Below are 24,152 nucleotides of genomic sequence, written 5' to 3'. Positions count from 1 at the left end.
CGCCCCAGCATCACCGACGCGGCGCACTCTGCTGTGGACGCCGACCCGACCAGGCAAGCCGCCGCGGTCGGTGCCTTCGGCATGCCCTCCAACCCACAGAAAGACTCCACCACCTCCTATGACGCGGATCGGCTACAGCTTGCGTGAGACCGCCACGGGCACTCTCTTCGGCGACTTACCTCCCGATCCTCGCCTCCTCATCGACGCCCTGGCCGACGACGGCCACCACATGGTGCCGCTCAACCCCGCCCCCCGCCCGACCGGCGCGCCCCTCGGCTTCCCCGCCATCAGCGTGCTGCTGCTGGAATGGCAACCCGACGACACCACGACAGGCCCAGCCAGCGACGCCCGCACACGCCAGCGCCTACAGCATCAGCGTGACCTGCTGGCCCACTACACCGGCCAGCGCGCTACCCCCACCCTGCTGTGGGACACCAGCAGCGCGTTGCCCAAGACCCACCCCCTGCGCCGCGCCCGCCACGTCACCGTGTGCGACATCGGCCGCCGTTTCGGCGCCCGCCGACTGCTGCCACCCCTGCCCGCCTCCGCGCTGAAGGCTCCCGACGCCGACACCCTGGCCAGCAAACCCAGAAGGTTCACTGTCGGCTATGTCGGCGACCTCGACATCCACCGCCAGGCCTACAACGCCTTCCTCGCCCCTGCTATCCGGCAGTTCCCGCATGTGGTCGTCGGGGCAGGCGGCGAACGCTGCTCGTGCTGGCCGCCCGACGACGCCACCCACCGCCGCCTCAGGGACGTCTACAGCCAGAGTCTGGCCACGATCCTGCTGCCCCCGGATTACGGCGTCTCCGGCATTGGGGTACTCGAGCAACTCGCGCAGGCGATCCTGGCCGGATGCGTCCCCCTGCTACCCACGGCGCTGAGCCCATTCGATCAGTTCATCACCGCCAGGCTGCTCATCGACAGCGAACGCGCCGCACTCGAACGCCTACACTGGCTGAACGACATCGCCACAACGGCCGAGCACACCGCGCTGCTCGGCGACTGCCTAGATCGGCTTCAGCGCTTCAGCCTCACCCGGCAACACACGGCTCTTCGAGCGATGATCGCTGACCTGCTCCGATTGCCGTACCCACGGGGAGGAACCCCCGCGCGGTGAGCGAGTCCCGCCTCCGTCTTGCAGCATTCGATCACGCGGGATCGGCCTCGGTATGCCTGCTTCCAGGGCTATCCGCCGTGGCGGCCTCATGGGCGGCGTAGCCGGTGGATCTGAGCTTCGAGCCATGCAAGGGGGCCCACTCTGGCGACCTCGCGTAATCAACTGTCGCCTATTTAGCTGTGGTTGAGCTCGTGGTCGTCACGGAGAGTGGTCGTCGCCTGGGGCATAGCGGCTCCAGGGGCGCAAGCTCGCACGTGAACCGCTCAACCAGACTCCCGACCAGGGAGGCCTGGATATAAGGGGTCCCTCCCTGCGGTGAAGTGCCGCCAATCAAGGGATTGTGAAGCTTCTACGCAGAGGGAAGATCTCCACGTGCGAGAGGCCAGCTCCGCCGCCTAAGGTGGGATGTGTTCGGGCCTCCTGCTTGCATCAGGTCGAAGCGTTGCCAGCAGGAGGCCCGGCCGCCTTAGAAGAGGCGGCGAGGATCGAAGGCCACCCAGAGGATCCACAGCACCAGCTTGACCACTGCCAAGACGGTGCGGATCTTGTGGTGCTTGTCTCCCCGTTCGCGGTCGTCCACAGGACCTCCCTACTCCGCCGGACCCTCCGGCGTGCAGTCCCGGAGGGGCTCTGGAGAAGGGCTCACTGACCGCGCCCGCTCATGATGACGCATAGGGCAGGATCCGCACATGCGCAGAGTTGGCCATCGGGAGATGTACTGAACGCCGCGGTTGGAAGAAGCAGTCCCGCGGAGGACGATCCTTAGCCGCCCGCCTCGGTCCCTTCGAACCTTGGCCGCGTGGAGGCGGGGACGGCATCACGGCGGATGCGGACAGCCACAGCCACAGCGGTCAAGTCATCCCGGCGGGCAGAGCCCCTGATGCCTTCGGTGATAAGCATCAGGGGCATGGCCGCCATGCCTGTGCCCCGACCGGCGCCAGCAAGATCTCCTCCGCGCGGTGACCCAGTCACGGACTGGGCGCGGTGGAGTCTTGCGAATTGTCGTTCCCACGGCGGGGCACGGCAGCTTGCAGAATCTAGCGGATCATCACGCGCTGGGGCCACCCTGGCGCGAACGCGCAGGTAATAATAGGCGACGAGAATCCGGCAGCTAACCCAGTGACTTCTTCATCCGATGAGGTCGAAGGCGAGTCGAGGCTCGATCTTCGCCAGTCTCGCGGCGCCCACTCGTGTGGTGAAGACCGGCGCGGAGCGGTTGAGTGCCACATCTGCCGTCTGGGCGTCGTCCAAGGTAAGGCCGAGCACGCTCATGAGGTAGCCGGAGCGGATGGCGCGTTCTCCGTCGCGAGTCTGGTCCCGGTGAGGGGCTTCGGCCACCAAGTGGTCGACGATCACGGCGGCGCTGTCCAGCAGGACTCTTACTCTGGCGGCGAGCTGCTGCAGGTACAGGTCCGGATGTTCTGAGGTGGCGGCGGCCAAGACCGCGGTGGGCAGCAGCAGTGGGATGGCTTCGCGAGCGGCGGCGGCCACCGCGATGCGGATGAGCCGGTCGCCGGCGAGGTAGGCGGCCACGGCTGGGGTGTGCAGGACGCGGCCGCGGATCATGCGGCGTTGCCGTCGGCGAGCTCATCCTCGTTGTCGGCGCGGACTTCGGCGGGTGAGCGGCGCAGCCGGGCACCCATCTCCTCCCACAGGGCGGGGTCGTCGGGCAGGGGCTCTCCGAATGCTGCTTCTTCCTGTTGGAGCCATTCGGCGTAGCGGCGGTCGGCCTCGATCAGCTGGGCAATGCCTGCTGACACGCTGGCAGCCTGTCCGGTGGCGACCTTGGTGCGGATCCACTCGGCGGCCTCGTCGGGAAGACTGATCGCTATCTTCTCGGTCATACCGAAACGGTACCGCAGTTATACCGGCCTGAACCTGAGCGTCAGAAAGTTCTCGGCATCGCTACATCGTCTACGTCAGGCTGACGGAACCCTGGCCGCTGGGGCGGCCCATTTCTGTGGCCGGTTTAGGACACCGCTGTCCAATGCCAGGGGCGCGGCCCGCGTTCCCCGCGCAGGCATGCCAAGCGCAGTGCCGCCTCATCCGCTCGGGTCGGGTTCTCTCCTGCAGCCTGCGCGGCCATGCAGACCAGGCGAAACTCCCGGATGTCGCGCAGAAGCTCGAACCCTGCCCACCGCGTGACGTCGTGGCCGTAGGCGTCGACGAACCTCTGGTAGTCCTCGATCGTGATCCCAGCGAGCGTGAACACCTTCACCGCCGTCGAGACCAGATCCCACTCAGGCGGGCCGACTGAGCACCGTTCCAGATCCAGCAGCACCACGCGGCTATCGTTGGTGGCCACCACGTTCCCTATCCACGCGTCGCCGTGCACAACGCTCGGCGAAAGCCCAGTGGGAAGTTCCGCATACCGACCTTGCAGGACGGCTAGGTGCTCGCGCATCCAGGCTCGGTCCGCTTCGCTCAGGGTGGCCGCGCGTTCGATGCGGTCGCTCAGCCGGACGAACGGATCGAGCCGGCCGACATCGAACGTGATCGGTGGCGGTAGGTCGTGGAGGCGACGCAGCGCGGCGGCGACCTCCACAGCGGTGCCGTGACGGTGCGGGGGTAGCTCCTGCCACCAGGTGACTGCTCGGCCGTCGACCTCGGCGGGCTGATCGACGTTGGGCAGCGCCTGAACCGCGGGGACTTCTTGGGCTTCGAGCCAGCGGGCCACCTGCACCTCGCGCACCGCGGCCGCTGTCTGACCGGCGCGGGAGATGCGGGCGATGATCCCGCCCGGCAGCCGGTAGAGGGCGTTCTCACCGAGCCGCAGCAGCTCGGCGGCGTGTGGGTCGAGTCCGGCCTGGGTGCACGCGGCTTCGAGGACGGCCCTGCTGGCTGTCTCGGCTTCGCTGGCCAGGGTCATGCTTGGACCGCCGCGTGGATCTGGTGACGGAGCTCAGCCACTGGGGTGCGGATGTGGTGGGGGCGGGCCAGGCGGTGCAACTCCCTCATGTCGTCTTGGGTCCGGCAGGAGCGGACCCGGCCTGCGTCCTTCACCGCGCGGGCGCCGATCGCCGCCGCCTCATCAGGGTCACCGGTCGCCATGGTGAGGGAGGCGAGTTTGATGCCGCTGATCGCACGCGAGCGCACGTAGGGGGCGGTGTGCCCGGCCACAGCCGCCGCGAGTCGCCCGGACGCTTCGCTGACGAACTGGCCGCGCGTCATCGCCAGGTCGAACAGGGCGTGGCCGGTGTCTCCAGCATGCTGGGCGGCGTCGTAGTAGCGCATCCACGGCGCCTCTTCGGCAGGGTGGATGCGGGCGAACTGCTCGTCGGCCTGGCCCACGGTGGCCAGGGTCTCCTGCACCCGGCCGAGCTTGGCCAGCGCCCGCGCGCGGCCGGTCAGCAGCATGGCCCGCTCGGCGAAGGTGAGGCGGTCGGCACGAACCAGGGCGAGCTCCACGAGCGTCAGCCCGCTGTCGGCATCGCCGCACCAGATCGCTTGACGGGCCATGGACGACAGCACCTTGGCGCGCAGGTGCCAGTCGCCGGCTTCTTCAGCGCACGTCAGCGCGAGCCGGAACATCTTGCGGGCGTCGTCGTGGGCGTAGGCGTCGAAGGCCATGGACGCGCCCACGTGGCCGAGCCAGCCCACCGCGGCGTACAGCTCGTCGTGGAGCCCTCGCGGGCAGCGGGCGTGTTCGAGCAGTCCCACGGAATAGCGCACCTGGGCGGCGACCGCGTCGCGGACCAGGCCGCCGCCGTAGGTGTGGTCCCACGTAGAGAACACGCTGGCGATGTTGCGCAGCTCGCCGATGTCGGCGGCGGCCACCACGCTGGGCACGTTGGCGCTTTGTGAGGGGATGGCTAGCTGGGCGAGGGGCACGGCGGCCGCCACCCCGAGCGCGGTGCGTATGAACCCTTTGCGATCCACGTCTGTCACGGTAGTGGCCTGCTGAGTGCGTCGCGGCCGGTGAAAGCCGAGGTCCGCGTCGTGCTCCACTCCGAGGATGATGCGAAGCGCCGCGCGGTAGTCGCAGTTGGGCCAGCGGACGAGCCCGCGTTCGAGCTTGCCGATGTAGTTCGCCGTCAGGCCTGCTTCGCGATGGTGTTCTTGCATGATCCAGGCGTTGACCAGGTCCGCGAGGTCCTGACGGGATGCGTGCTCTCCAGGGGCAGACGGAGAGGACAGTCCTTCGCGGGCTCGCCGCAACTGCATGTTGGGGTCGGGCACTGTGCGCCTCCCTTCGTCCGCATCGTCGCATGGGGCTGATCGGAAGGCCCGCGAATCTGCCCCTCATCTGCCCCTTGACTGCCCACCTGGATGGCGTTCCCAGGTGAGGCCGACCGCTCCAAGGTTGAGAAACCTTCACCGATGTGAGGAGCAGCTCGGATGCCTGCCACGAAAGCGAACGCCTGCGACATCCGCCCATACACGGGCGATGAGGAGACTCGTCCGTCCAGCGAGTGCCTGGTGTCCCTGGAGCTATCGATCGACCAGGGCGAGACCTGGCTGACCGGCGGAACGCTCACGATCCCCACGAGCAGGTACGACGCCGCCGCTCGCGCCTTCCTGGTGGCGGCCATGACCACCAGCGATCAGGCCATGGACGTGCTGTGGCAGGTGAAGGTGTGGCAGCGCGAAGTCGGCACGAGGCTCCCCCCGAGCGGTACGCCCAACGTGGTTCTGCGCAGCGACGGCCACCCGTCATAGATCCCGAGCCAAGCCCCCACCCCACGTAGGAGATCCCGGAGGACCCGCCATGCTGAGCGAGATCGACACAGACTCCGCCGCGCGAAGATACGCCGCGACGGTCGAGTCGCACAGCGGCGGCCGGTGGACTGGCATGTACGGCCCCTACAGCCGGCTCCTGTTCGCCTGGTTCTGCGGCCCATCGGAAGATGGCATCTGCGTGTCGGCGCCGCCGACCTGGCCCGAGCTGTGGGAGCGCATCACCGAGGCCGACCCCGAGTTGTGGCGGGCGCGAATCGCCCCCGCGATCGAATGCGGCGAGGACGGTCTCGCTCACCTTGAACAGACCCACACCCGCGTGGGTGCAGCCGCACTAGAACTCTGGCGGACTTCGTTCTTCCCCCCCACAGGCGTGGCCAGCCACACCCCAGCGGCCCGTCGGCGAGGTTCGCCAGACCTCCACCTCTGACCTCGGGAGCTGCACCCGGCTGTGGGATCAAGAGAGGATCCCAGACCGGCACGCCTCCCGGGGTCGGAGGCACCACCGGAGGCAGACGTCATGAACTCGATCATGCTGTGGGCTCTGGGGCGCCCCAGGCCATACCACGACAGCCCCCTGCCCCTCCTCGACAGCCTTCCCTCTCCCACGCCGGAGGCCACGCTCGAGGAGAGGCACCAAGACGCCACGGCTGAGGACGAGCATTGACCCTGCCCAGCATCAGAGCCGCTGGAGCCGCGCGAGGGGCGCGGCTCCAGCTCGGTCGACCCCAGCCGGGGTTGGCCGGGGCGTGAGGCTGCCTCCGGGACGCAGCCTCACGCCCTGCAACCCTGCACAAGTGCCCCCGTTCCGCACCCCCAGAACCGCTGTGATCTCACATGATCACGCCGTCGGTGTGTCCCAATAGTCGGCGAGCATGTCGTTCGGCCAGCGCGGCTCTCGCACGGGGCCGCGCGGGCCCATCGCGGTGAAGTAGGGCGCCAGATCGTAGACGGGGGTGCCATCGATCGCGTCCAGGTCGGTCACGTACAGGTCGAGCCCGTCCACCTTCAGCAGGCGGGGGAAGGACTGCGCGAGCTGGTTGGGGCGGCGGTGGTTGCGGTGGACGAAGGTTCCAGTGGCTGGCCATTGCGGGTTGTTGCGGGGGCTTCGAGCGTGCAGAGCTACGTCGCCGGGTGATGCCCGGTGGAAGTGCCAGACGACGACCAGGTGAGAGAACTCCTCCAGGCCCTGGACCACTTCATGAGGGAAGTCGGGGTTCAGTCGGATGATCGCTTCGCCGCTCCAGTGGTCGTCTGTGGGTTCGGCCCGCCCGCCGACCACGACTCCGATGGGCTTGATCTCCAGCGACTGGGCCATGTGCTTCCCCTTCTCGTGCCGTGACGCGGTCAATCTACTGGGCTAGGTAGGCGGCGGCGCGGGCATCCAGACTTGCTACGGCGGGGATCTGGCGCCTGCGGTAGGGGGACAGCAGGCGGCGCATATCCACGACGGTCTGCCGGGCGCGTCCTGAATGGATGCCTTCCTCCATCGCCTCCAGGGCGCGCTGCCAGGTGGCGCAGGCCTCCTCCACGACGCCAGTGGCCAGCTGGACAGCGCCAAGGTATCCCAGGGTCACAGCATGGGTGCGGGCGAAGGCCTCCCCACGGGTTCGGACGCTGCGTTGAAAGTGCCGTACGGCTCCTCGCCGGTCGCCGCAGGCCGCCAACGTGCAGGCGGTCTCGTGTGCCAGGGAGGCCTCACCGAAGAAGAAGGTCCGGTTGGGCTCGGGGATCTCGGCGCTCGCGGCGGCGAGATCGTTCTCGGCCTGCAGCAGCGCCTTGGCTGCCGCTTGCCGGTCCCCGGTCGAGGCTAGGGCGCGGGCGTGGACGACCCCGAGCAGCGCCCGCTCGCGGGGCGTGGCGCTGGCGTAGCGCTGGCCGTGAAGGGAGGCTGCCGAAAGCTCCAGGCCCTGCCGGTGCAGGCTAAGGTCGAGGGCTTGGTGGGCCATCGCGCGCAGAATGTGGCCGCTCAGCGGCTCGTCTGCTGAGCGAGCGGCCAGCTTCAGGGCTAAGGCGAAGTACTGCTGTGCCAGGGCGTGCTCGCCGTTGTCGAAGGCCATCCAGCCTGACAGGTAGGTCAGTTCGCCGGCGGCGGCGAACATGGCGCGCCGTACCTGGTCGCTGCTGAAGGTGCCGCTGAGGAGGCTGGTGACCTCCGAACGCAGGAACTGCACCAGGGCCTTTCGGGCGTGCCCGCCGCCGCGGCGCTGGTCAATGTGAGAGAAGGCGAGGGTGAACTCCTGGACGGTGGCTACGTCGCCACTGCTCACCCGGCGCGCCGTCCCGGGCGACGGTGGTGGCAGCTCGGTCATTGCCCGCCACCATGCTTCACCCGGCAGAGCAAGCCACGCCGCCGAATACCCTGCGCTCACGAGGAGCCTTCTCCGGTCGGGGTCCAAGTCATTTCTCCCCAGGTCGGTCAGCGCGGGCAGCGGATCGGCGCGCCAGTCCGGCACGCCTGGCGCTGAGCCGGGTCCAGCGAAGCCGAGCTCATCGGGTGTGATGAGGCGGTTCAGGCGATGCGACAGCGCTTGGCACAAGATTACGGGCGCGGCGCCGGATGGCTGGGTGCCGCCGATCCACATGCTGATGTGCGAGCGACCGATCCCAGCGGCCGTGGCCTGCTGGAGATGCTGCGCGGCGCGGTTGAACTCGTTGGCCGCTTGCGTTCGTGACCAGCCAGCTTCGCTCAGCAGTGCCGCGAGTCTTTCGTTGCGTGTGCGCGCCATGGATGCGCTCCAGATACCCAAACGATCTTTGATCACTTTGACCTAGCAGCGTTTGCGGTACGACGGTGCGGTGGCGTCGTGTCCCTCAACGTAGTCGGCCTTTTCGGCTCTGCGAAGACCCCCTGCAAGAGCTTCCCGATCGGGCTCACGCTGACGATCTTTGACCACTTTGACCACCCTCACGGGCGTCGTCGCATACCCAGCCCGTCGTCCTCGGAGTTGGCTGGAGCTTGTCCGCCAACGATCTGGGAGGGCGAGCACGATGAGCACCAGCACGATGGGGCAGGGCAAGCAGCGCGAGACCTCGCTGGCGGGGGAGGAGCCGGTGCGGCGTGACTCCGACGCTGAGGTCGAGACGACGCTACAGATCTTCTATACCACGGAGCGCGCCGGAGCGGCCGGCCTGTCGGACGGCGGCGGCCCGTTCGGCTTCGACGTCACCGTCGCGCTGCTGGTGAATGACCTGCTGGCCGCCTACCGCTGCGACGCGATCGTCGAGACCGGCTGCTACCTCGGCGACACCACCACCTACCTCGCCCGCCGCTACCCCGCCTTGCCCGTCCACACCTGCGACGTGGTGGCCGAGCACGTCGCGTTCACCCGGCAGCGGATGGCGTTGGCGGGCGTGGGCAACGTCCAAGTCGAGTACCTTGACTCGCCGGCCTTGGTTCGCCGCGTCGACGCCGCCTACCGGCGGCCGCTGTACTTCCTGGACGCGCATTGGGAGCAGCGGTGGCCGCTAGCGCAGGAGCTGGCCGCGATCCGGCACGGCGTGGTGTTAATAGACGACTTCGACATCGGGCATCCCCGGTTCGCCTTCGACACCTACGACGGCCTGGCCTGCGGCCCGCACCTCCTCGCGAGGCTCCAGCGCGTGCCATCGCACTACTTCACGCCCAGCCCGGACGCGGACTGGCCGCTGCCGTGCCTGCAGGTCGGGCGCCGCGCCGGCGTCGGCATCCTCCCCATCGGCGTGGACTCCGCGCCGCTGGAGAACCACCCTCACCTGCTCACCCGGCCCGTGTCGGCCGAGAAGGCGACAACGCCATGAACGTGACCCTGCACGATCCCATCGCCGTGCTGAGCGGGATGCCGTTCCTCGACGACACCTTCGACGCTGGCCAGCTGCTGGCCGCCGTCGCGGCGATCCGGCACGTCCAGGCCGAAAACGCTGGCTTAGACGGCGTGGCCGCCGGCAACCCGGGCGCATGGCTCGCCCCGCACCAAGCGCTTCAGCTGCGCCACCGCGTGGGTCCCATCCCGGCCGAGCAGCTCACCCGCGAGCGGCTGGCCGCTGTCGACAACGTCCTCGACGAACTGGCCAAGACGGTGCCAGCGTGGCGGCCGCTCCTGCGGCTCCCGGTGCGGTACCTGCTGCTCGCCCTCGGCGACGGGTCCATCTCGGCGTCGTCCCGGGACTGGCCGCAGCACATCCTGCTCGCCGACCCGGCCTTCGCCAACACCCGTGAACTGCGCGAACAGGTGACACACGAGCTCTGCCACCAGTGGCTCTACATGATTCAGGAGGTGTGGCAGCTGACCCGCGAGGGCGCTGAGCAGCTCACCCTGCCCTCGGGGACCGCCGACCGCACCCCCAGCGAGGTCCTGGGCGCCGCTCACGTCGCGGCGGCGCAGGTCCGCATGCACCGGCTCGACCCGGAGGGGGCCGCACCACAGGCCACCACCGGCCACATCCGCTACTTGCTCAACTACGGCCGCGGATGTCTGTCCCTGCTCGACGGTATCGGCGACGACCTCACCGACGCCGGGCGAGCACTCGCCCAACGGCTCAAGGAGGCCCTATGACTGCGACGCGGCAGCTTCCCGTCATGCTCACCACCTGGCAGACGCCCATCTACCAGGCCGGGCTTGCTGACCCGGACGCTCCGGACGGCGGCGCGCTCGCCCGCAAGATGATCGGCCAGCTACGTGACCTGATCCTGGACGCCGAAGGCCGTGACAACGCCGCACACACCTTCGGGGTGATCGGCGCCCAGAAGTCGAGTATGGACATCCTGAAGTGGGACCACCCGGCCGTGGAGTGGTTGCGCAGCCAGATCCGTGAAGCCGCCTCGGCGATGACCCGCGACACCCTGGCCGAGCACACCGCCACCGTCGAAGCCGAGTACGGGCTGATCGCGGAGGCGTGGGCGGTTGTCTACCGTTCCGGCGGCTCACACCGGCTGCACACCCACCACGACTCGATCTACTCCGGCACGATCTACATCGAGTGCGGGGGCGTCAGCTCCTCCTCGGGCAATTTGCAGCTGTTCGACCCCCGCCCCGCGGCGATCGCCCGCGGTGTCACCCCCGGGGTGCTGTCTATCCAGCCGCGCCCAGGTCTTCTGGTCTGCTTCCCGTCCTGGTTGCCTCACTCGGTGCAGGCCACCCAGCACACCAGCGGGCTGCGGATCTGCATCGCGTTCAACGCCTCCTACGAGCAGAACGGGGGGCAGCAGTGACCACCATCGACCAGCCCGTGCAGCCGGGCACCGTGGCCCGCTACTGGGGGACGGCCTCCACCATTCGGCAGATCGACCTGGAGGGCATCGCCCGTCAGGGCGTCCTGAACCGATACCGCTCCGGGCCTGAGCCGTTCATGACGGTCCCCCTGGAGGAGGTCGTCGTCGACGCCGAGGCGCTTCGGCGGGAGTTCCTGGCCGATATGAACGCCCTCAGCGGCCGCGGCGTCGATGGGGGAACTCCCGGCCGTGATGTCACCGACGTTGCCCTGGAGGCGCAGGTCTGGCGCGGCGGCTATGAGCGGCCCATGTTCGCCGTACCAAACGACTACCTCGGCTGGTGCTTCCTCGAGGTCGTCGCCCCGGTCGAGGAGAGCGCGGGGACGGTTGCCGTGTTCGATCCGCGCGCCGGCAGCGCCATGACGGCCATGCCGGGCCTGCCCTGGGGCCGTCAAACGACCATCACCCCGGTCCCGGGCTCCCTCGCGGTCATCCCCGGATGGCTTACCTGCTCCATCGTCCCCGTCGAGAAAGGAGAGGTCATCGTCGTCGTGGCTGCCACGTCGACCCGTTAGTTCCACCCCAAAACCGATCTCCAAAGGAGAAAGCAATGAGTGAGAACACCAACGTCGGCATCGGCCTGAACGCCCCCGGCCTCGGCGTCCAGGTCGACGAAGCCCACACCGCGCAGTACCTCGACATGGCCCGCAAAGGCATGATCGTGGCCGACTCCAGCAACTGCGGCGCGGTGCAGAACAACTTCGCGCTGACCGCGGAGACGACGACCCGGCTGTAGCCAATCGAGCTGCGACCACAACAACGCTGGCCCTCGCCGAGCATGCCTCGGCGGGGGCCAGCCCCCTTCGCAAGTCGATCACAGCTCTCCGTGTCGCCACAGGGCTGCCTCCTCCTGTAGAGCGGCTGACCTGCTCCGTCGGCTCAATCAGGGACAGTCAGCGTTGATGGCTGTGGCCACCTCGCTTCGGTGGGCCGCATCGCGCCCTACCGGGGATCAGTTCCTCCACACCCACGCAGAAGGAAACCAACCACATGAGAAGGGGACGGCCGGACCCTCACATCCTCGTCGAACAGCCTGCCTGATGCGTGTATCGCATAGGGCGACAGGTCGCGGCAGCGCCAGCGACCTGAACAGCGGCGCAGTTGGAGTAAAGCTCAAACTCGACGGCCAAGGTAAGGAATCCATCTCGGGGGATGGTCATTCTCAAACGCCTGTACTCGGTCTTTCATGGACACAGAAGCCGCACCACGAAGAAGAAGTCTCGGCGTTGGGAGCAACGACGCATGCCTTCAAAGCGGCACGACTGCATCGGCTGGGAGGCCGCGCAGGTAGGCACGACGCTCCGCCACTTCTATACCACCGCCCGCGCTGGCGCTGTGCGCCTATCGGATGGGGGCGGCCCGTTCGGATTCGACGTGATGGTGGCCCTCCTTGTCGATGATCTGCTGAGGGCGTACCAGTTCGACGCGATCATCGAGACCGGCTGTTTCCTTGGAGACACCTCCGACTACCTCGCCCACCGCTATCCCGATCTGCCCGTTCGCACCTGCGACATCAACTCCGAATACGCCCTCTTCACTCGCCGCCGTCTCGCCGACCAGCCCAATGCCCACGTGGATTGCTTGGATTCGCCCGACTTTGTCACCTGGGCGACCAGCACCTACCAGCGGCCTCTGTTCTTCTTGGATGCCCACTGGGGCGAGGCCTGGCCGCTGCAGCGTGAACTGGCTGCCATCACCCGCGGTGTAGTCCTCATCCACGACTTCGACATCGGCCATCCCCGTTTTGCCTACGACACCTACAACGGGCTGGTGTGCGGCCCGCAGGTGCTGGCCCTCATGCCGGAGCCGCCGCCGGTCTACTTCACCCCGGATCCGCATGCTGACTGGCCACTGCCATGCCTGCAAGTGGGGCGACGCGCCGGGATAGGGGTGGTGTCGCTCGGCCTGGACCCGGAGCCGCTCCACGAGCATCCCGCACTCATCTGCCATGAGCTGTATTCGGAAACGGTGGTGACCACATGATGAGCGCGTTGCCGCACCCACTCACCGAACTCGACGGCATGCCGTTCCTCGACGACAGTTTCGCTGCCCGGCGGCTGCTGGCCGGCGCCGCAGCAGTTCGCCACGTTGAAGCTGAACGGCTGGGCCGCACCGGCTCGATCCTCGATACCGCCGCCAGCATTGAGGAATGGCTGGCACCTGCCCGAATCGTGCTGCTGCGCCCCAGCGCTGAACCGATCCCGGCCAGCCCGCTCTCGCCCACCGAGAACCGGCTCATCAACGATGCCCTGCAAGGGATGTTGGCCGCAGTGCCAACGTGGGAGATCCTGCTCCGCCTACCTGTCCGCTACGCACTGCTGCACTCCACGACCGGAGCGATCTCTGCTTCCTCGCGGGCATGGCCTCAGCACGTGCTCCTGGCACCGGAAGCCTTCGCCAGTCCGTTGGAGCTTGGCGAGCATCTCCTTCACGAGCTCAGCCACCAATGGCTCTATCTGATTCAGGAGCTGTGGGCGTTGGAAGGCGAGCACGCGGACAAGCTCAACTTGCCGTCGGGAACAGCGAATCGGGCACCGTCTGAGGTCTTGGGTGCAGCGCATGTAGCGGCGGTCCTGACGCGCTTCTACCGCGCCACTGGCGCACAAGGCGAGACCCGGCTGACCGCGCTGCGCGATTACGGCCTGGGCTGCCTGGACCTTCTCGATTCTCGCGTCGACCTGCTCACCCCTGCCGGTTGGCAGATCGCCCACCGGCTGAAGGAGGCACTGTGACCGACACCGCACCCCATCCATCTCGCACTGCGCTCACTGCCTGGAAGACCCCGATCTGGATCGCCGACTTCGAGGGCACCGAGGAGATCAACATCACGCTGCGCGAGCTCATCCTGGAGGCGGAAAAGGTCGACCCGGACGCCGCTCTGTTCGGCGGGATCGACGCCGTTAAGTCCAGCCAGGACATTCTGCACTGGCAGCATCCGGCCATCGACTGGTTCAAGGGCCGGATCTTGCAGGCGGTTACTGCGCTGACCGCCGACATTCTGGGCGAGGCCGCCAAGGAGGTCACCCAGGGCATTAAGGCCGAGGCGTGGGCGGTGGTCTACCGCAGCGGCGGAAGCCTGCGGCCGCATACTCATCACGACTCGGCGTGGAGCGGTGTTTATTACGTGTCCGCGCCGTCTTCCGACGATGGCCGGGAATCGGGCTACCTGCAGATCCTCGACCCGCGCCCGGCGGCGGTGGCCCGGCAGGTGTCCCAGGGCGTCGTCCGTGTCCAGCCTGTGCCTGGCCGGATGGTGGCCTTTCCCGGCTGGCTTCCCCACTCGGTCTCGGCCACCGCAACCGGCAGCGACATGCGGATCTGCGTCGCCTGGAACGTCGCCTACGACAACGCCTGGGGAGGCATGCGATGACCACCCACACCGGCGCGGCCCTCATCGGGGCCCGCCCGATCGGCAGCTCCGGCGTGGAACGGCTGTGGGGCACACCCGTCGTGATCGAGTCCCTCGACCTGGCCGACATCGTGATGCCGAACATAACGGCGCCAGACCCGGTCGGCGAGCCGTTCGAGGTGATCCCGGCCAGCGCCGTCTTGAACAACGAGGAGGCCTTGCGCGCGGAACTCCTCACCTCGATGGCAGCCCTGGCCGCTGGGCAAGGTCTTTTGGAGCCATCCGGTCTCGAGTTGGAGATCCAAGTGTGGCGGGGTGGCTTCGACAGGCCCGCCTTCTCCGTTGGCGCGGAAGCCATCGCCTGGTGCGTGCTGGCCGCCAGCGAGCCGATCAACCAGGAGTCGGGCGCCATTGCTCTAACCGATCCGCGCCCCGCGGGTCCCCAAACCGCAATGCCGGGCTTGCCGTGGGGGCGGCAGTTCGTCATCCGCTGCACTGCCGGCGCGCACGCCGCTGCACCCGGCTGGCTGACCTGCTCGGTCGTCCCTCTGGAGCAAAGCCAGTCAGCGCTCGTCGCGGTGGCCACCTCACTCCGGTAGCGCCCTCCCGGGTGGCAACCGGGGACCGGTCACCTCCTACAGAAGGGAACACACATGGGTCAGCCCAACGAACGATCCGCCGACAGTCTGCGCCTGGCCGGTCCGGGCCTGGGTCTCGGACTAAACGAGCAGGACGTCGACAAGTACCTGAGTGCGGCGCGTGCCGGCGTCATCATCCCCGACACAGGCTGCGACAAGGGGATGCAGGACAATTTCGCGCTCCGGCCGCAGACCTCCGTCGATCTGGTGCGGCTCACCTGACCTGGTCAGCCCTGCTGCCGCGATTTGCTCGTATCGAGTGAGCAACGGTCTGGCCGCCTTCTCCTGGGGGCGGCCAGACACGTGAGACGCCACCCTCGACGCCATTTGGCCGATCCGGGTGCACGGAACCGCACGGGCCTACAGCTCGCTCCGCTTCCATGACGCGGTGTCGTCCTCTCCTCCGGGGCGGCTGTACTGCGGTCGCCGCGGTCATGTGTCGGCACCGTGGGCATCTAGGGATTCCTCCAGCGCTGTCGAGATGCCCGCCCCCTGTGTGCCTCGTCCATCTGGGCCTACCTCTGCGGTGATCGTGTGCCTGTACCTGACCGACACCACGATGGGCGGCCTACCGTGGCGCAGACCTTCGGCGATGGCCAGCCGCGGTACAGCGCTTCGGGTGAATCTGGCTCAGCGCAGCCGCGCCCGTGCTCCCGGGTCGCGGGAACGGGATATCGGGAAGCGCCAATATCTCGCTTTCGGGGTTTGGAGACGCACGCTGGGGGTGGTCAGAACCCATCCGAGCAGCCGTCAGTGCCTGGAGATTCCACGAAGATGGGGCGGCGGCAAATCCATAGATCGCCTTGAGCAGCGATGGCGGCGACGAGGTAGTGAACACCGACCGGGACGTCCGGCCTTATCCCGATGAGCAGTTTGAGCGGGGGAAGGGGTTCTCCTCGCTGGACGATTATCTCGCCGATCGGTCCTTCACTGTTGGCAGGCCAGGGAGTGCGCTGTATGCGAAGGCAGGCGTGGATCACGCTCCAGCCGGGTGCCGGCGGGCCGTCGAACACAAGCGTGTACTCCTGTCGGCTGCCGACTCGAATAGTGCCAGGCCCTTTGATGGTCACTGTGTCGACGGCGCTGGAGGTGTTGCTTAGAAAGGCGCATCCTGAGCACCAGCTGGTCCGGCGTGTGAGGCTGGAGACCGGATCGCGTGATACGCGCTGGGCCACCAACATCCCGCAGTACGGGCATTCGGTCTCTGCCGGCAGCAGAGTGCCGCGGGGTGTGTCGAAGCATGTGGTGGGGCTGTCACGCTGCTGGTACGCCGCCAGGAAGAGCGTCAGCGCGCTGTTGAGCTGAATCCAGGTCTCTCTCTCATGGAGCTCGCCTTGTGACGGTTTGCTCTTGCTGCTGAGGCTGGAGGCGAGGTCGTAGGACGAGCCGTATTTGACGTGTTCGATGTGTTGCGACAGGCGAGTGGACACCAACGACCGTAGCGACCCGTCTGCCACGAGTTCTGCCGTGGTCGGGGTCTTGGCGGCTTGATCAAGTACTGAACGGGTGAAGGCCAGCTGGTCGATGGTTGACCGCACACTGCGGAGAGCATCGAAACGGACAGATCGGTCGGCAGCCTCAGCGGTCAGCTGCACCGTTCTGGGAGCATCTGCATAGTGGACGGCCACGAGCGTGGTGGCTCCTGGCACTTGCTGGAAACTGACCCTGCAGGAGGCTTGTCCGGCGTCGGGGGCGCCGACCGAGATGAGGTGCGGCTCAGAGGAAGGCAGCTCAAGCAAATTCACCCCAGGTTGGAGTCTGGCCGACGATGGCTTCCCGGCCGGCAGGCGTAGTGGCTGCCGGCGTTCGGCAAGAGCGACAGTGGGATCACCGAACAGGAGCCACGGGGTGTCCCCGTCGCAGGCCTGTGTGAGCTTGTTGAGCTCGGTGCAGATGGCGCCTAGCCGGTGTCCTGCCTGGAGCATGCCTAGCGCAACCAGGGGCTCCCAGTTCTCGCCCCGGATATCCATATACGTAGTGATCAAGGCGCCGGCCCATGGAGATCGGATCATCGCCGCGCCGAGCGAACGTGCGGGGTCACACAGGGAGCCGGCGGCGAGCATGCCATGACATGTGGCCAAAATGATCACATCAGCGGCAATGTCACTTGGACGGTAGCGAAGCGGCTCGACGAGTTGGCCGTTGACGTTCTTTGCGTGGATGCACGGGCCCGCGTCGTGACCGCAAGGTCTGAAGGGAGCCTTGGCCGAAAGGCTGTCGTCCAGAATGCTGCAGAGGAAGGTGTCCTTCAGCAGGAAGTCGATGCCGTTGCCGTGACTGGCAAGCGCTGTGGCGTGGCGTGGTTTGGACACCCGTTGGAGGAGATCGGAGTCGCTGCTGCTCAGCAGTTCAGTGCCCGCGAAGCATCCGGGCACGAGTCCTGGTAGGTCGGTGAGGCTCCAAAACAGTGCATCGCGTTCAGCCATCCAGCGGTAGTCGAGGATCTTGCGGGCGTGCTGGAGGGCATCTCCTTCATTCCAGCCTGCGATGAATCCCATCGGGGTATCCGCCGCGGAGCCCGCACGTGCGATCCTGCACAGGTCGCTGCTGGTCAGCGCTGAACCCCCGGAAACGATCAGGCTGTTGTCAGATGCGTTCTCGATGGTGCTAAGCACATCATCGATGTTGCTGGCCTCGACGATGGTTCGGCTGCTAGCGGTGGCGAAGTACCGGGCCGCGGGCATCCCATCGCCCAGGCCGATGATCAGATCCGTCAACGGAACGCTCCTGAGGCGTCATCGTGGTCTTCCTTCGCCCTGAGTTCTCGTAGGGCATGCAGGCCGGAGATCACCGAGGCGGTGGTGATCACGCCGTTCCAGTCGATTGCCAGTTCCTGTTCGTCCGCGCATGCGTGCGGGCCGACGCGCGGTATGCAGCGGTTGGGCGCACCGCGCCACTGGCCGCCTGCCTGTTGTTGGCGGTCAAGGCTGATCAGAATCCGCTGGACGGTCGCCCACCTGCTGTGGCCACCTACTGTGGCCCATCCGCGTAGCCATTGCGCCAGCAGGAACGGGTTGTCCGGCAACGGCCAGGAAAGCAGCGCCTGGGAAGCTTGCCCCATAAGAGGCGTTGCCCTCACCTGGCCGCAGATCTCCTGTCGAGCGAAGGCCTGTACGGCGCGGGCCGTCGCGACCAGTGGACTCGCCCACGACCCGGAGCGCCATGCGCCGCGCTGTTGGGTGCGTGCCAATTGATGGAGTGCCGCGTCGGCCCCACCTTGGGCATCACAGCCGCCGGCCGCGGCGAGCGACTGTAGGGCGAGCACAGCAGCAGCAGTAACGTCGGCGTTGTCGAGAGCGTTGGACGTGCCCAAGGCGGGCAGATAGGCGTCGAAGCCGCCGTCAGCCCGCTGATGACGCCGAAGAACCGACTCGCATTGCTCTGAGATGCTGTACCCGGCGCAAGTCAGGACCCGGATGGCCAGCGCGGTGGTCTCGGCGTCGGCGGGTGACTCCTCGTTCCACCCCCATCCCTGACCGGCTCGGCCATGCTGGTCCAGCGCCGTAGCAGCCGCTGCGACCAGCGACTGCGCCTCCGGCACATCCAACAGCGCCTCTGCGACGAAGGCGGTCACGAACTGAGTTGATCGGCCCCGGGCGATGGCGGGCCGGTGCGGCTCCAGGCTCTTGTCGAGGTCAAGATCAAGCCACAAGCCATCGGGCCGCTGTTCCTTGGCGAGATACTTCAGGCCTGTCGTGATCAGCCCATCGACCGATCGGAACCGTTGGTGAGCCAGTCTGGGTGCCGTCGCGGCCTGAGGCTCTGGTCGTGGCTCTCCGAAGCTGCTCCCGCTCAGCGCATCCGGAGAGAAGTAGAAGGTGACCGACGGCGAGCTGATCGGTCCAGAGACGGCCAGAAAGCCTGCTGACACGGCGAGGCCATCGGCGTTGAGGTGGTCCAGCAGCACCGCGAGCGGGTGAAGGTCCACACCAAGTCGCTCCAGGAAACTCACCAGGTCAAGGAAGCCCTGCGCGGAGGACCATTGCCAGGGGGCGCAAGGAAAGTAGAGCTTGCGGCCCACTGTGCCATTCTGCGCCGATATTTGCAGTGCGGTGAAAAGGCTCGCGTCCCTCGCCTGTGGCCCGAAGGTGTCGGCGACGACTCGTGCGGCGCCCAGCCGGGGATCGTCGCGGTCGATGCTTTCCACAAGGGCTGAGCTCTGGGCTCGGGTCAGCGGACAGAACATTTTGCTGCGGGTCACTTCACCGTTGCTGAAGTCGTACCCAAGAAGCTCGGCTTGGGTGCTACCGGCGGCCCGCGCGTCGATCACCAGTTCCTCGAGGAAGGGCGCCTCCTCCGGGTGGGGCGGCGCGCCGGTGAGGGGCATCCGGTTACGGAAGTAGACGGTTCCTCGTCTTGAGGGGCCGCTTCCGTAGCCGATGCCGTGCAGCATGCGGGAGCGATATTGCGAAGGCACCCCGTCCAGGTGCATGCGGCACAGCCGCCACGCCAGGGTGTCGGCCTGCTCACCCCCGATGACCGCGGCGCAGTACCGCAGATATCGAGGCCAGTTCTCCACGAGGCCGAACCGATGGTCGGTGACATCCGCGACAAACCGCAAGCTCGGTGAGCGCGACCAGTCCAACCGCAGAGACATCTCGAGGGGAGGTCCGGTCACGGTCATGGCAGACGGCCAGTTCGGATGCGACGCATACCACTTGGTCGGCTCCGTGAGTAGGTCTAGCAGCTCGTGACGCCAGCCGTCGGCGAAATCCATCCTCAGCACCGCCGCGGTCTGCTCACACCGGGCGATGAGACGCTCTAGCCAGGCCAACTGTTCGAACTCGGGCGCCTCACAGGAGGCATGTGCTGGTCGTGTCGGAGCTGTGGCGGGCTGGCACGTCACTGCTGCTTTCCTACCCGCACTGCGATGAGTGGCAACACCTTCTTGATGTTGCTCTTGATCGGTGGACAGGAGCGCTCGCCGTTGCGCTGCAGACGTGCCAGCGGGCAGGCATCGCCATGGCAGGCCGGTCGAAAGGCGCACGCCTGGCAGCCGGCGTCGACCTGGGCACCGGAGGATATCCAGACGGCCATTCGGTCATTGCGCAACTGCAGGTCACCATCGCTTGAGAGCTGTCCGACGTGGTTCTTCGGCTCGCGTAGGGCGACCGTGCACTTGTAAACGGACCCGTCGGAGCCAATCACATACGAGCGCGGATCAGCGGCGTAGCAGGAGCTTCCATACGGCCGCATGGTTTGCTGCCAGGAGGTGAGGGGGAATCCCGAGTCGACCGCAGCATCGGTGAAACTGCGCTCGAGCTCCTCAGCAGACTGCTGATCACATGTCTCGATTTCTTCGTCATGAGGTCCGCCCCATCGGCCGACTGGATGGAACCAGATCGAGAATCTGGGGTCGTTACCGAACCGTTCTCCCATAAAGGCGAGGAAGCTGGGCATCTCCTGGGCTACCTGCGGTGTGAAGTTCACCCGGATCCGCACCTTGAAATCGTGTCTGCTCTTCTGCAGTGCGGAGAGATTGTCCACAATGGTGTCGAAGGTTCCTCTGCCGTTACGCAGAACACGCAGCTGGTTATGGGTGGTTGATGTCCCATCCAGCGTGATCTGGTACCGGCTGATCTTGAGGCCCAAGACCTCCTCGGCAACACTACCGCTGAGCAAAAAGCCGTTTGTGGTCATGCTCGACGAGTACTCGACACCGTTTGCTTCGCACAGGGCGATCAGTTCGGCTGACACGTCGCGGACAACGCCAAGGGCGCTCAATGGTTCACCGCCGAACCAGTCGACGTTCAAACTTTTCAAATGTGGAGCTTCTCGCGCAACCAACCGGATGATGCCGCCTTTGACTTCGTCGGACATTTTTCCCTTGACGAAATCTTCGTAGCAGTACACGCAACGGAAATTGCACTTCTCCGTTGGCATGAGAATAAGATTGAGGCAGTCTTTCCGCTGCTTATAGTACCTCTCCATCGAGTCGACGAGGGCGAGTTCGTCCAGGCCTTCGGGCACTAGGACGCCTTGCCCGGCCAGCGCGCTGGTGAGCGCATCATCGGCGGCAGCAGGCATACCGCTCTTCAAAAGGAGAGCAACTCGGTCTGCGGTAGGCTGCTCCAATCGCACAAAGGCGCTGCTCATCGTGTTGTAGATGAGCAGTTGGCGCTGGCTGATCTCATCTTCCCAGGCTATGAGGTTGAACCTGGAGGGCTTATATCGGGAGTTATCTGCCGCTGTAATCGTCACCGGGTTGTTCCTTATCCATGAAGTTTGGATAAATGTGCCGAGGAAAGCCCGTCGGGCCGATCATCGGCCCGTGCGGGCAAGAAACACCCACACCGGCCGGCATGGTCTCGCCGCTTGCCATGGCAGCGCCTGCGAATCTCAATTCAGTCTAGGTATGAACCGCCCCCGCCGTTCGGGCGCGGACAGTTGCAGTTGTCCATATACTGTTGCGCTTGGGCCTCGCGGAGCATGCGTCGTACGCCCTCGTCATCGCCTGCGGCCATGGCCATGTTTAGGCGGGCCCTCCCACAGGACGGACACCTGCCGAGCTATTTCGACAGATGCCTCGCGTACGGTAGCAGCATTGCTGGCTATTTCTCGGCGCGCCACATCATCAAACTGTGCCATAATCAACTACTCCTTGTTTTAACAAAGAACTGAGGGGCGGTCACTTCAAAGTGAATGAAGGTATCGCACACGGCCCGTACGCGGAGGCTTGCTATGTCGCGACCTAGCGGAGCGGGGGTTTGGCGGTGCCGGGCTGTTCGACACTGGCGCTGGGTATAGCGCAATTGCAGTTGTCTATGTACTGTTCCGCGCTGGCCTCGCCGAGCATGCGTCGTACGCCCTCATCGTCGTCTGCGGCCATGGCCATGTTTAGGCGGGCCTCCCACAGGATGGACATCTGCCGAGCTATTTCGACGGATGCCTCGCGTACGGTAGCAGCATTGCTGGCTATTTCTCGGCGCGCCACATCATCAAACTGTGCCATGATCAGCTAATCCTCGTATCGAACATGCCCCTGCTTACAGGGGCCTCCCATGTCTCGGCTAACAACGTGTTCAGGGCACCCGATGTAGCCCATCGCGGCTCTGATCAATTTGTCTAGCGGGGTGGGGGTTGGGCGATGTTAGGCTGTCCGGCAATGGGAACGGGCATGCAGTCGCAGTTGTCCATATACTGTTCTGCGCTGGCCTCGCGGAGCATGCGTCGTACGCCCTCGTCATCGCCTGCGGCCATGGCCATGTTTAGGCGGGCCTCCCATAGAACGGACACCTGCCGAGCTATTTCGACAGATGCCTCGCGTACAGTAGCAGCATTGCTGGCTATTTCTCGGCGCGCCACATCATCAAACTTTGCCATAAGCGACTACTCCTCGTTCCAGTGAGCGCGAGCCCCTGAGTGGTGCGCTGTCACCTGTCGCGGCATTGACCTATGTCTTCGGCAGCTATTCGCACGGTATTCGCCGTGCACCCTTATCGTGCCCCACGGTCGCCTCCAAATCACTCTCGCTAAGACAAGATGAGATCAATTTAATGATCACGCCGCCATCAATACCAGAGGTTGTGATGGTATTGCGAGACGGGACTGTTAATCTTCTCTTCAATTGCTCACAAATTTGATAGCTGGGAGTTTGGAGTGTCCGGACCTGCGGCCTGGAAACGGCTGTACTGTGTTCGAGTACGGGATAGCACAGACATCTGCTCCTTCGTGCGTTCGTCGGCATTGCATGCTGGGTACACGAAGGATTTATTCTCCCTACGGACCTGGCCACTACAGGTCCGATGTCGCCCAAGGCCGCTGGGGCTCCCTCAGCAAGCGATGATCGCGACGGAGCCGCCAGATGTCCGAGCTGATCCGCAGACTCGAGGACGAGGTACTGGTCTCTTACCGCCGCCCCGAGCTCGTAGACGGCGTCCTCCTCCCGAAGCTGACCCCAGCCCCAAAGTAGCTGTGTGAATGATCACGATTGCGGTTCGTGGTCGTTACGGGTGGGTGAATGTGGCTGGTTGGTGAGGGTTCCTGCTTGATCGTGTTCGAGTTGTCGGAGGCGGTCGGCGTAGAGGGCGTGGTCGGGTGCGTCGGGAGTGGGAGCCGGAAGAACTGATCGCGGCGTGGACGCTGCTGGACAGCGACTGGGAGTTGGTGGGGAACAAGACGGGGGTGACCCGGCTGGGCTTCGGCCTGTTGCTGAAGTTCTTCGAGCAGGAGGGCCGGTTCCCGCGACATGCGGGTGAGGTACCGCGGGCAGCGGTGGACTACGTGGCCGGTCAGGTGAAGGTCGACCCTGCGCTGTTTTCGGACTATCGGTGGTCGGGGTCGACGATCGAATACCACCGGGCGCAGGTGCGGGAGGCGCTGGGGTTTCGGGAGTCGACCCGGGCGGATGAGGACGTGCTGGCCGCGTGGCTGGCGGACAAGATCTGCCCGATGGTGTTACCGACGAAGGGCTGCGGGCGGCGCTGTTGGCCCGCTGCCGGACGCTGAAGATCGAGCCACCGGGACGGGTCGAGCGGATCGCAGGAGCGGGCAGGGCACGGTTCGAGCGGGAGTTTTGCCTGCATGTGCTGAACGGGTTGTCGGCGGACTCGGCGCGGTCGCTGTGGGAGCTAGCTACGGGCGAGGACGGGTTCCTGCAGGAGCTGAAGTCTGACCCCGGTCGGCTGGGCCTGGAGACGTTGCTGGAGGAGATCCGGAAGCTGCGGCGGGCCAAGGCGCTCGGGCTTTCGGCGGATCTGTTCGACGGTTACTCGGATCGGCTGGTGGCCTCTTGGCGGGCGCGGGCGATGGCCTCGCATCCGTCGGACTTCGCGGCCAATCCGCCGGCGATCCGGTTGACGTTGATGGCGGCGCTGGCCTGGTCGCGAACAACGGAGATCACGGACGCGCTGGTCGACCTGTTCATCGGCCTCGTGTCGAAGATCAATACTCGGCGGAAGGTCGAGCGGGCGATCGAGGCCGAGGCCAAGAAGGTGCACCGCAAGACCGAGAAGCTGTTCTCGATCGCCGAGGCGTCGCTGCGCCGGCCGGAGGGCACGGTCCGGCAGGTGGTGTTCCCCGCGGTACCGGGCGGGGAGGCGACGCTGAAGGCGCTGGTGGCCGAGGCCAAAGCAGACGCCAAGACGTTCAAGGCACAGGTGCGGACCGTGCTGACCA

24 protein-coding genes are annotated in these 24,152 nt (G+C 66.1%); 14 read left to right on the top strand and 10 right to left on the bottom strand.

The window, feature by feature from the left end; all coding sequences use genetic code 11:
* Window positions 1-118 precede the first annotated feature (118 nt).
* On the top strand, window positions 119-1,120 hold the full coding sequence (locus tag FHR33_RS47410) for a hypothetical protein (RefSeq protein WP_183662534.1): 1,002 nt from the start codon (window positions 119-121) through the stop codon (window positions 1,118-1,120).
* A gap of 1,128 nt (window positions 1,121-2,248) precedes the next feature.
* Here FHR33_RS47410 and FHR33_RS47405 read toward each other — a convergent pair.
* The 4 genes from FHR33_RS47405 to FHR33_RS47390 all read right to left on the bottom strand — a co-directional run bounded on the left by FHR33_RS47405 (window position 2,249) and on the right by FHR33_RS47390 (window position 5,299).
* Window positions 2,249-2,686 (bottom strand): hypothetical protein, encoded by a 438-nt coding sequence (locus FHR33_RS47405; RefSeq protein WP_183662532.1) that lies wholly within the window; start codon window positions 2,684-2,686, stop codon window positions 2,249-2,251.
* On the bottom strand, window positions 2,683-2,964 hold the full coding sequence (locus FHR33_RS47400) for a ribbon-helix-helix domain-containing protein (RefSeq protein ID WP_183662530.1): 282 nt from the start codon (window positions 2,962-2,964) through the stop codon (window positions 2,683-2,685). Before FHR33_RS47400 ends, FHR33_RS47405 begins: the two co-directional genes overlap by 4 nt.
* A gap of 125 nt (window positions 2,965-3,089) precedes the next feature.
* Window positions 3,090-3,989: an aminoglycoside phosphotransferase family protein gene (locus FHR33_RS47395; RefSeq protein WP_183662528.1), complete on the bottom strand. Its 900-nt coding sequence runs from the start codon at window positions 3,987-3,989 to the stop codon at window positions 3,090-3,092.
* Complete coding sequence (locus FHR33_RS47390) at window positions 3,986-5,299, bottom strand: NsdA family TPR-like regulatory protein (RefSeq protein WP_183662526.1); 1,314 nt, start codon at window positions 5,297-5,299, stop codon at window positions 3,986-3,988. The genes FHR33_RS47395 and FHR33_RS47390 overlap by 4 nt, the downstream gene beginning before the upstream one ends.
* Before the next feature lie 240 nt (window positions 5,300-5,539).
* Here FHR33_RS47390 and FHR33_RS47385 point away from each other — a divergent pair, with 240 nt between their 5' ends.
* Both FHR33_RS47385 and FHR33_RS47380 read left to right on the top strand, forming a co-directional pair.
* Window positions 5,540-5,779, top strand: coding sequence for a hypothetical protein (locus FHR33_RS47385; RefSeq protein WP_183662524.1), 240 nt, complete (start codon window positions 5,540-5,542; stop codon window positions 5,777-5,779).
* 49 nt (window positions 5,780-5,828) lie between these two features.
* Window positions 5,829-6,227, top strand: a complete 399-nt coding sequence (locus FHR33_RS47380) for a hypothetical protein (RefSeq protein ID WP_183662522.1) — start codon at window positions 5,829-5,831, stop codon at window positions 6,225-6,227.
* Window positions 6,228-6,638: 411 nt separating this feature from the next.
* Here the strand turns inward: FHR33_RS47380 and FHR33_RS47375 are convergent, their stop codons facing one another.
* Both FHR33_RS47375 and FHR33_RS47370 read right to left on the bottom strand, forming a co-directional pair.
* Entirely contained in the window at window positions 6,639-7,115 is a 477-nt protein-coding gene (locus FHR33_RS47375) for an SAM-dependent methyltransferase (protein WP_183662520.1), read from the bottom strand.
* A 34-nt stretch (window positions 7,116-7,149) separates the two neighbouring features.
* Complete coding sequence (locus tag FHR33_RS47370) at window positions 7,150-8,526, bottom strand: NsdA family TPR-like regulatory protein (RefSeq protein WP_183662518.1); 1,377 nt, start codon at window positions 8,524-8,526, stop codon at window positions 7,150-7,152.
* A 262-nt stretch (window positions 8,527-8,788) separates the two neighbouring features.
* Between FHR33_RS47370 and FHR33_RS47365 the strand changes: the two genes are divergently transcribed.
* The 10 genes from FHR33_RS47365 to FHR33_RS47320 all read left to right on the top strand — a co-directional run bounded on the left by FHR33_RS47365 (window position 8,789) and on the right by FHR33_RS47320 (window position 15,257).
* Complete coding sequence (locus tag FHR33_RS47365; protein ID WP_183662516.1) at window positions 8,789-9,577, top strand: O-methyltransferase; 789 nt, start codon at window positions 8,789-8,791, stop codon at window positions 9,575-9,577.
* Window positions 9,574-10,332 (top strand): aKG-HExxH-type peptide beta-hydroxylase, encoded by a 759-nt coding sequence (locus FHR33_RS47360; protein WP_183662514.1) that lies wholly within the window; start codon window positions 9,574-9,576, stop codon window positions 10,330-10,332. Before FHR33_RS47365 ends, FHR33_RS47360 begins: the two co-directional genes overlap by 4 nt.
* Window positions 10,329-10,988, top strand: coding sequence for a TIGR02466 family protein (locus tag FHR33_RS47355; protein WP_183662512.1), 660 nt, complete (start codon window positions 10,329-10,331; stop codon window positions 10,986-10,988). Before FHR33_RS47360 ends, FHR33_RS47355 begins: the two co-directional genes overlap by 4 nt.
* Complete coding sequence (locus FHR33_RS47350; protein ID WP_183662510.1) at window positions 10,985-11,563, top strand: hypothetical protein; 579 nt, start codon at window positions 10,985-10,987, stop codon at window positions 11,561-11,563. Before FHR33_RS47355 ends, FHR33_RS47350 begins: the two co-directional genes overlap by 4 nt.
* 35 nt (window positions 11,564-11,598) lie before the next feature.
* Window positions 11,599-11,784, top strand: a complete 186-nt coding sequence (locus FHR33_RS47345) for a hypothetical protein (RefSeq protein ID WP_183662508.1) — start codon at window positions 11,599-11,601, stop codon at window positions 11,782-11,784.
* 416 nt (window positions 11,785-12,200) lie between these two features.
* Entirely contained in the window at window positions 12,201-13,031 is an 831-nt protein-coding gene (locus FHR33_RS47340; RefSeq protein WP_183662506.1) for a hypothetical protein, read from the top strand.
* On the top strand, window positions 13,028-13,780 hold the full coding sequence (locus tag FHR33_RS47335; protein ID WP_183662504.1) for an aKG-HExxH-type peptide beta-hydroxylase: 753 nt from the start codon (window positions 13,028-13,030) through the stop codon (window positions 13,778-13,780). The genes FHR33_RS47340 and FHR33_RS47335 overlap by 4 nt, the downstream gene beginning before the upstream one ends.
* A complete protein-coding gene (locus FHR33_RS47330; RefSeq protein WP_183662502.1) occupies window positions 13,777-14,418 on the top strand; it encodes a TIGR02466 family protein in 642 nt (213 codons plus the stop codon). The genes FHR33_RS47335 and FHR33_RS47330 overlap by 4 nt, the downstream gene beginning before the upstream one ends.
* On the top strand, window positions 14,415-14,996 hold the full coding sequence (locus FHR33_RS47325; RefSeq protein WP_183662500.1) for a hypothetical protein: 582 nt from the start codon (window positions 14,415-14,417) through the stop codon (window positions 14,994-14,996). The genes FHR33_RS47330 and FHR33_RS47325 overlap by 4 nt, the downstream gene beginning before the upstream one ends.
* Before the next feature lie 54 nt (window positions 14,997-15,050).
* The gene (locus FHR33_RS47320) at window positions 15,051-15,257 is read left to right on the top strand and encodes a hypothetical protein (protein ID WP_183662498.1); all 207 of its coding nucleotides are present in this window, start codon (window positions 15,051-15,053) and stop codon (window positions 15,255-15,257) included.
* A 506-nt stretch (window positions 15,258-15,763) separates the two neighbouring features.
* On the opposite strand, the gene FHR33_RS47315 is transcribed toward FHR33_RS47320, so the two are convergent.
* The 3 genes from FHR33_RS47315 to FHR33_RS47305 all read right to left on the bottom strand — a co-directional run bounded on the left by FHR33_RS47315 (window position 15,764) and on the right by FHR33_RS47305 (window position 21,236).
* Window positions 15,764-17,752, bottom strand: a complete 1,989-nt coding sequence (locus tag FHR33_RS47315; protein ID WP_183662496.1) for a hypothetical protein — start codon at window positions 17,750-17,752, stop codon at window positions 15,764-15,766.
* The gene (locus FHR33_RS47310; RefSeq protein ID WP_183662494.1) at window positions 17,749-19,752 is read right to left on the bottom strand and encodes a prenyltransferase/squalene oxidase repeat-containing protein; all 2,004 of its coding nucleotides are present in this window, start codon (window positions 19,750-19,752) and stop codon (window positions 17,749-17,751) included. The genes FHR33_RS47315 and FHR33_RS47310 overlap by 4 nt, the downstream gene beginning before the upstream one ends.
* A gap of 125 nt (window positions 19,753-19,877) precedes the next feature.
* Window positions 19,878-21,236: a radical SAM/SPASM domain-containing protein gene (locus FHR33_RS47305; RefSeq protein ID WP_183662492.1), complete on the bottom strand. Its 1,359-nt coding sequence runs from the start codon at window positions 21,234-21,236 to the stop codon at window positions 19,878-19,880.
* Window positions 21,237-23,072: 1,836 nt separating this feature from the next.
* Between FHR33_RS47305 and FHR33_RS51385 the strand changes: the two genes are divergently transcribed.
* Entirely contained in the window at window positions 23,073-23,483 is a 411-nt protein-coding gene (locus FHR33_RS51385; protein ID WP_312896112.1) for a DUF4158 domain-containing protein, read from the top strand.
* A 259-nt stretch (window positions 23,484-23,742) separates the two neighbouring features.
* Here FHR33_RS51385 and FHR33_RS51380 read toward each other — a convergent pair whose 3' ends face one another.
* Window positions 23,743-24,105 carry a hypothetical protein gene (locus FHR33_RS51380; protein ID WP_246453888.1) on the bottom strand — a complete coding sequence of 121 codons (363 nt, stop codon included), beginning with the start codon at window positions 24,103-24,105 and terminating at the stop codon, window positions 23,743-23,745.
* Window positions 24,106-24,152: the final 47 nt, after the last annotated feature.

The organism is Nonomuraea dietziae (genome assembly GCF_014195505.1).
In the GTDB taxonomy this organism is placed as follows: domain Bacteria; phylum Actinomycetota; class Actinomycetes; order Streptosporangiales; family Streptosporangiaceae; genus Nonomuraea; species Nonomuraea roseola.
This window is presented reverse-complemented; position numbering and strand designations above follow the sequence as displayed.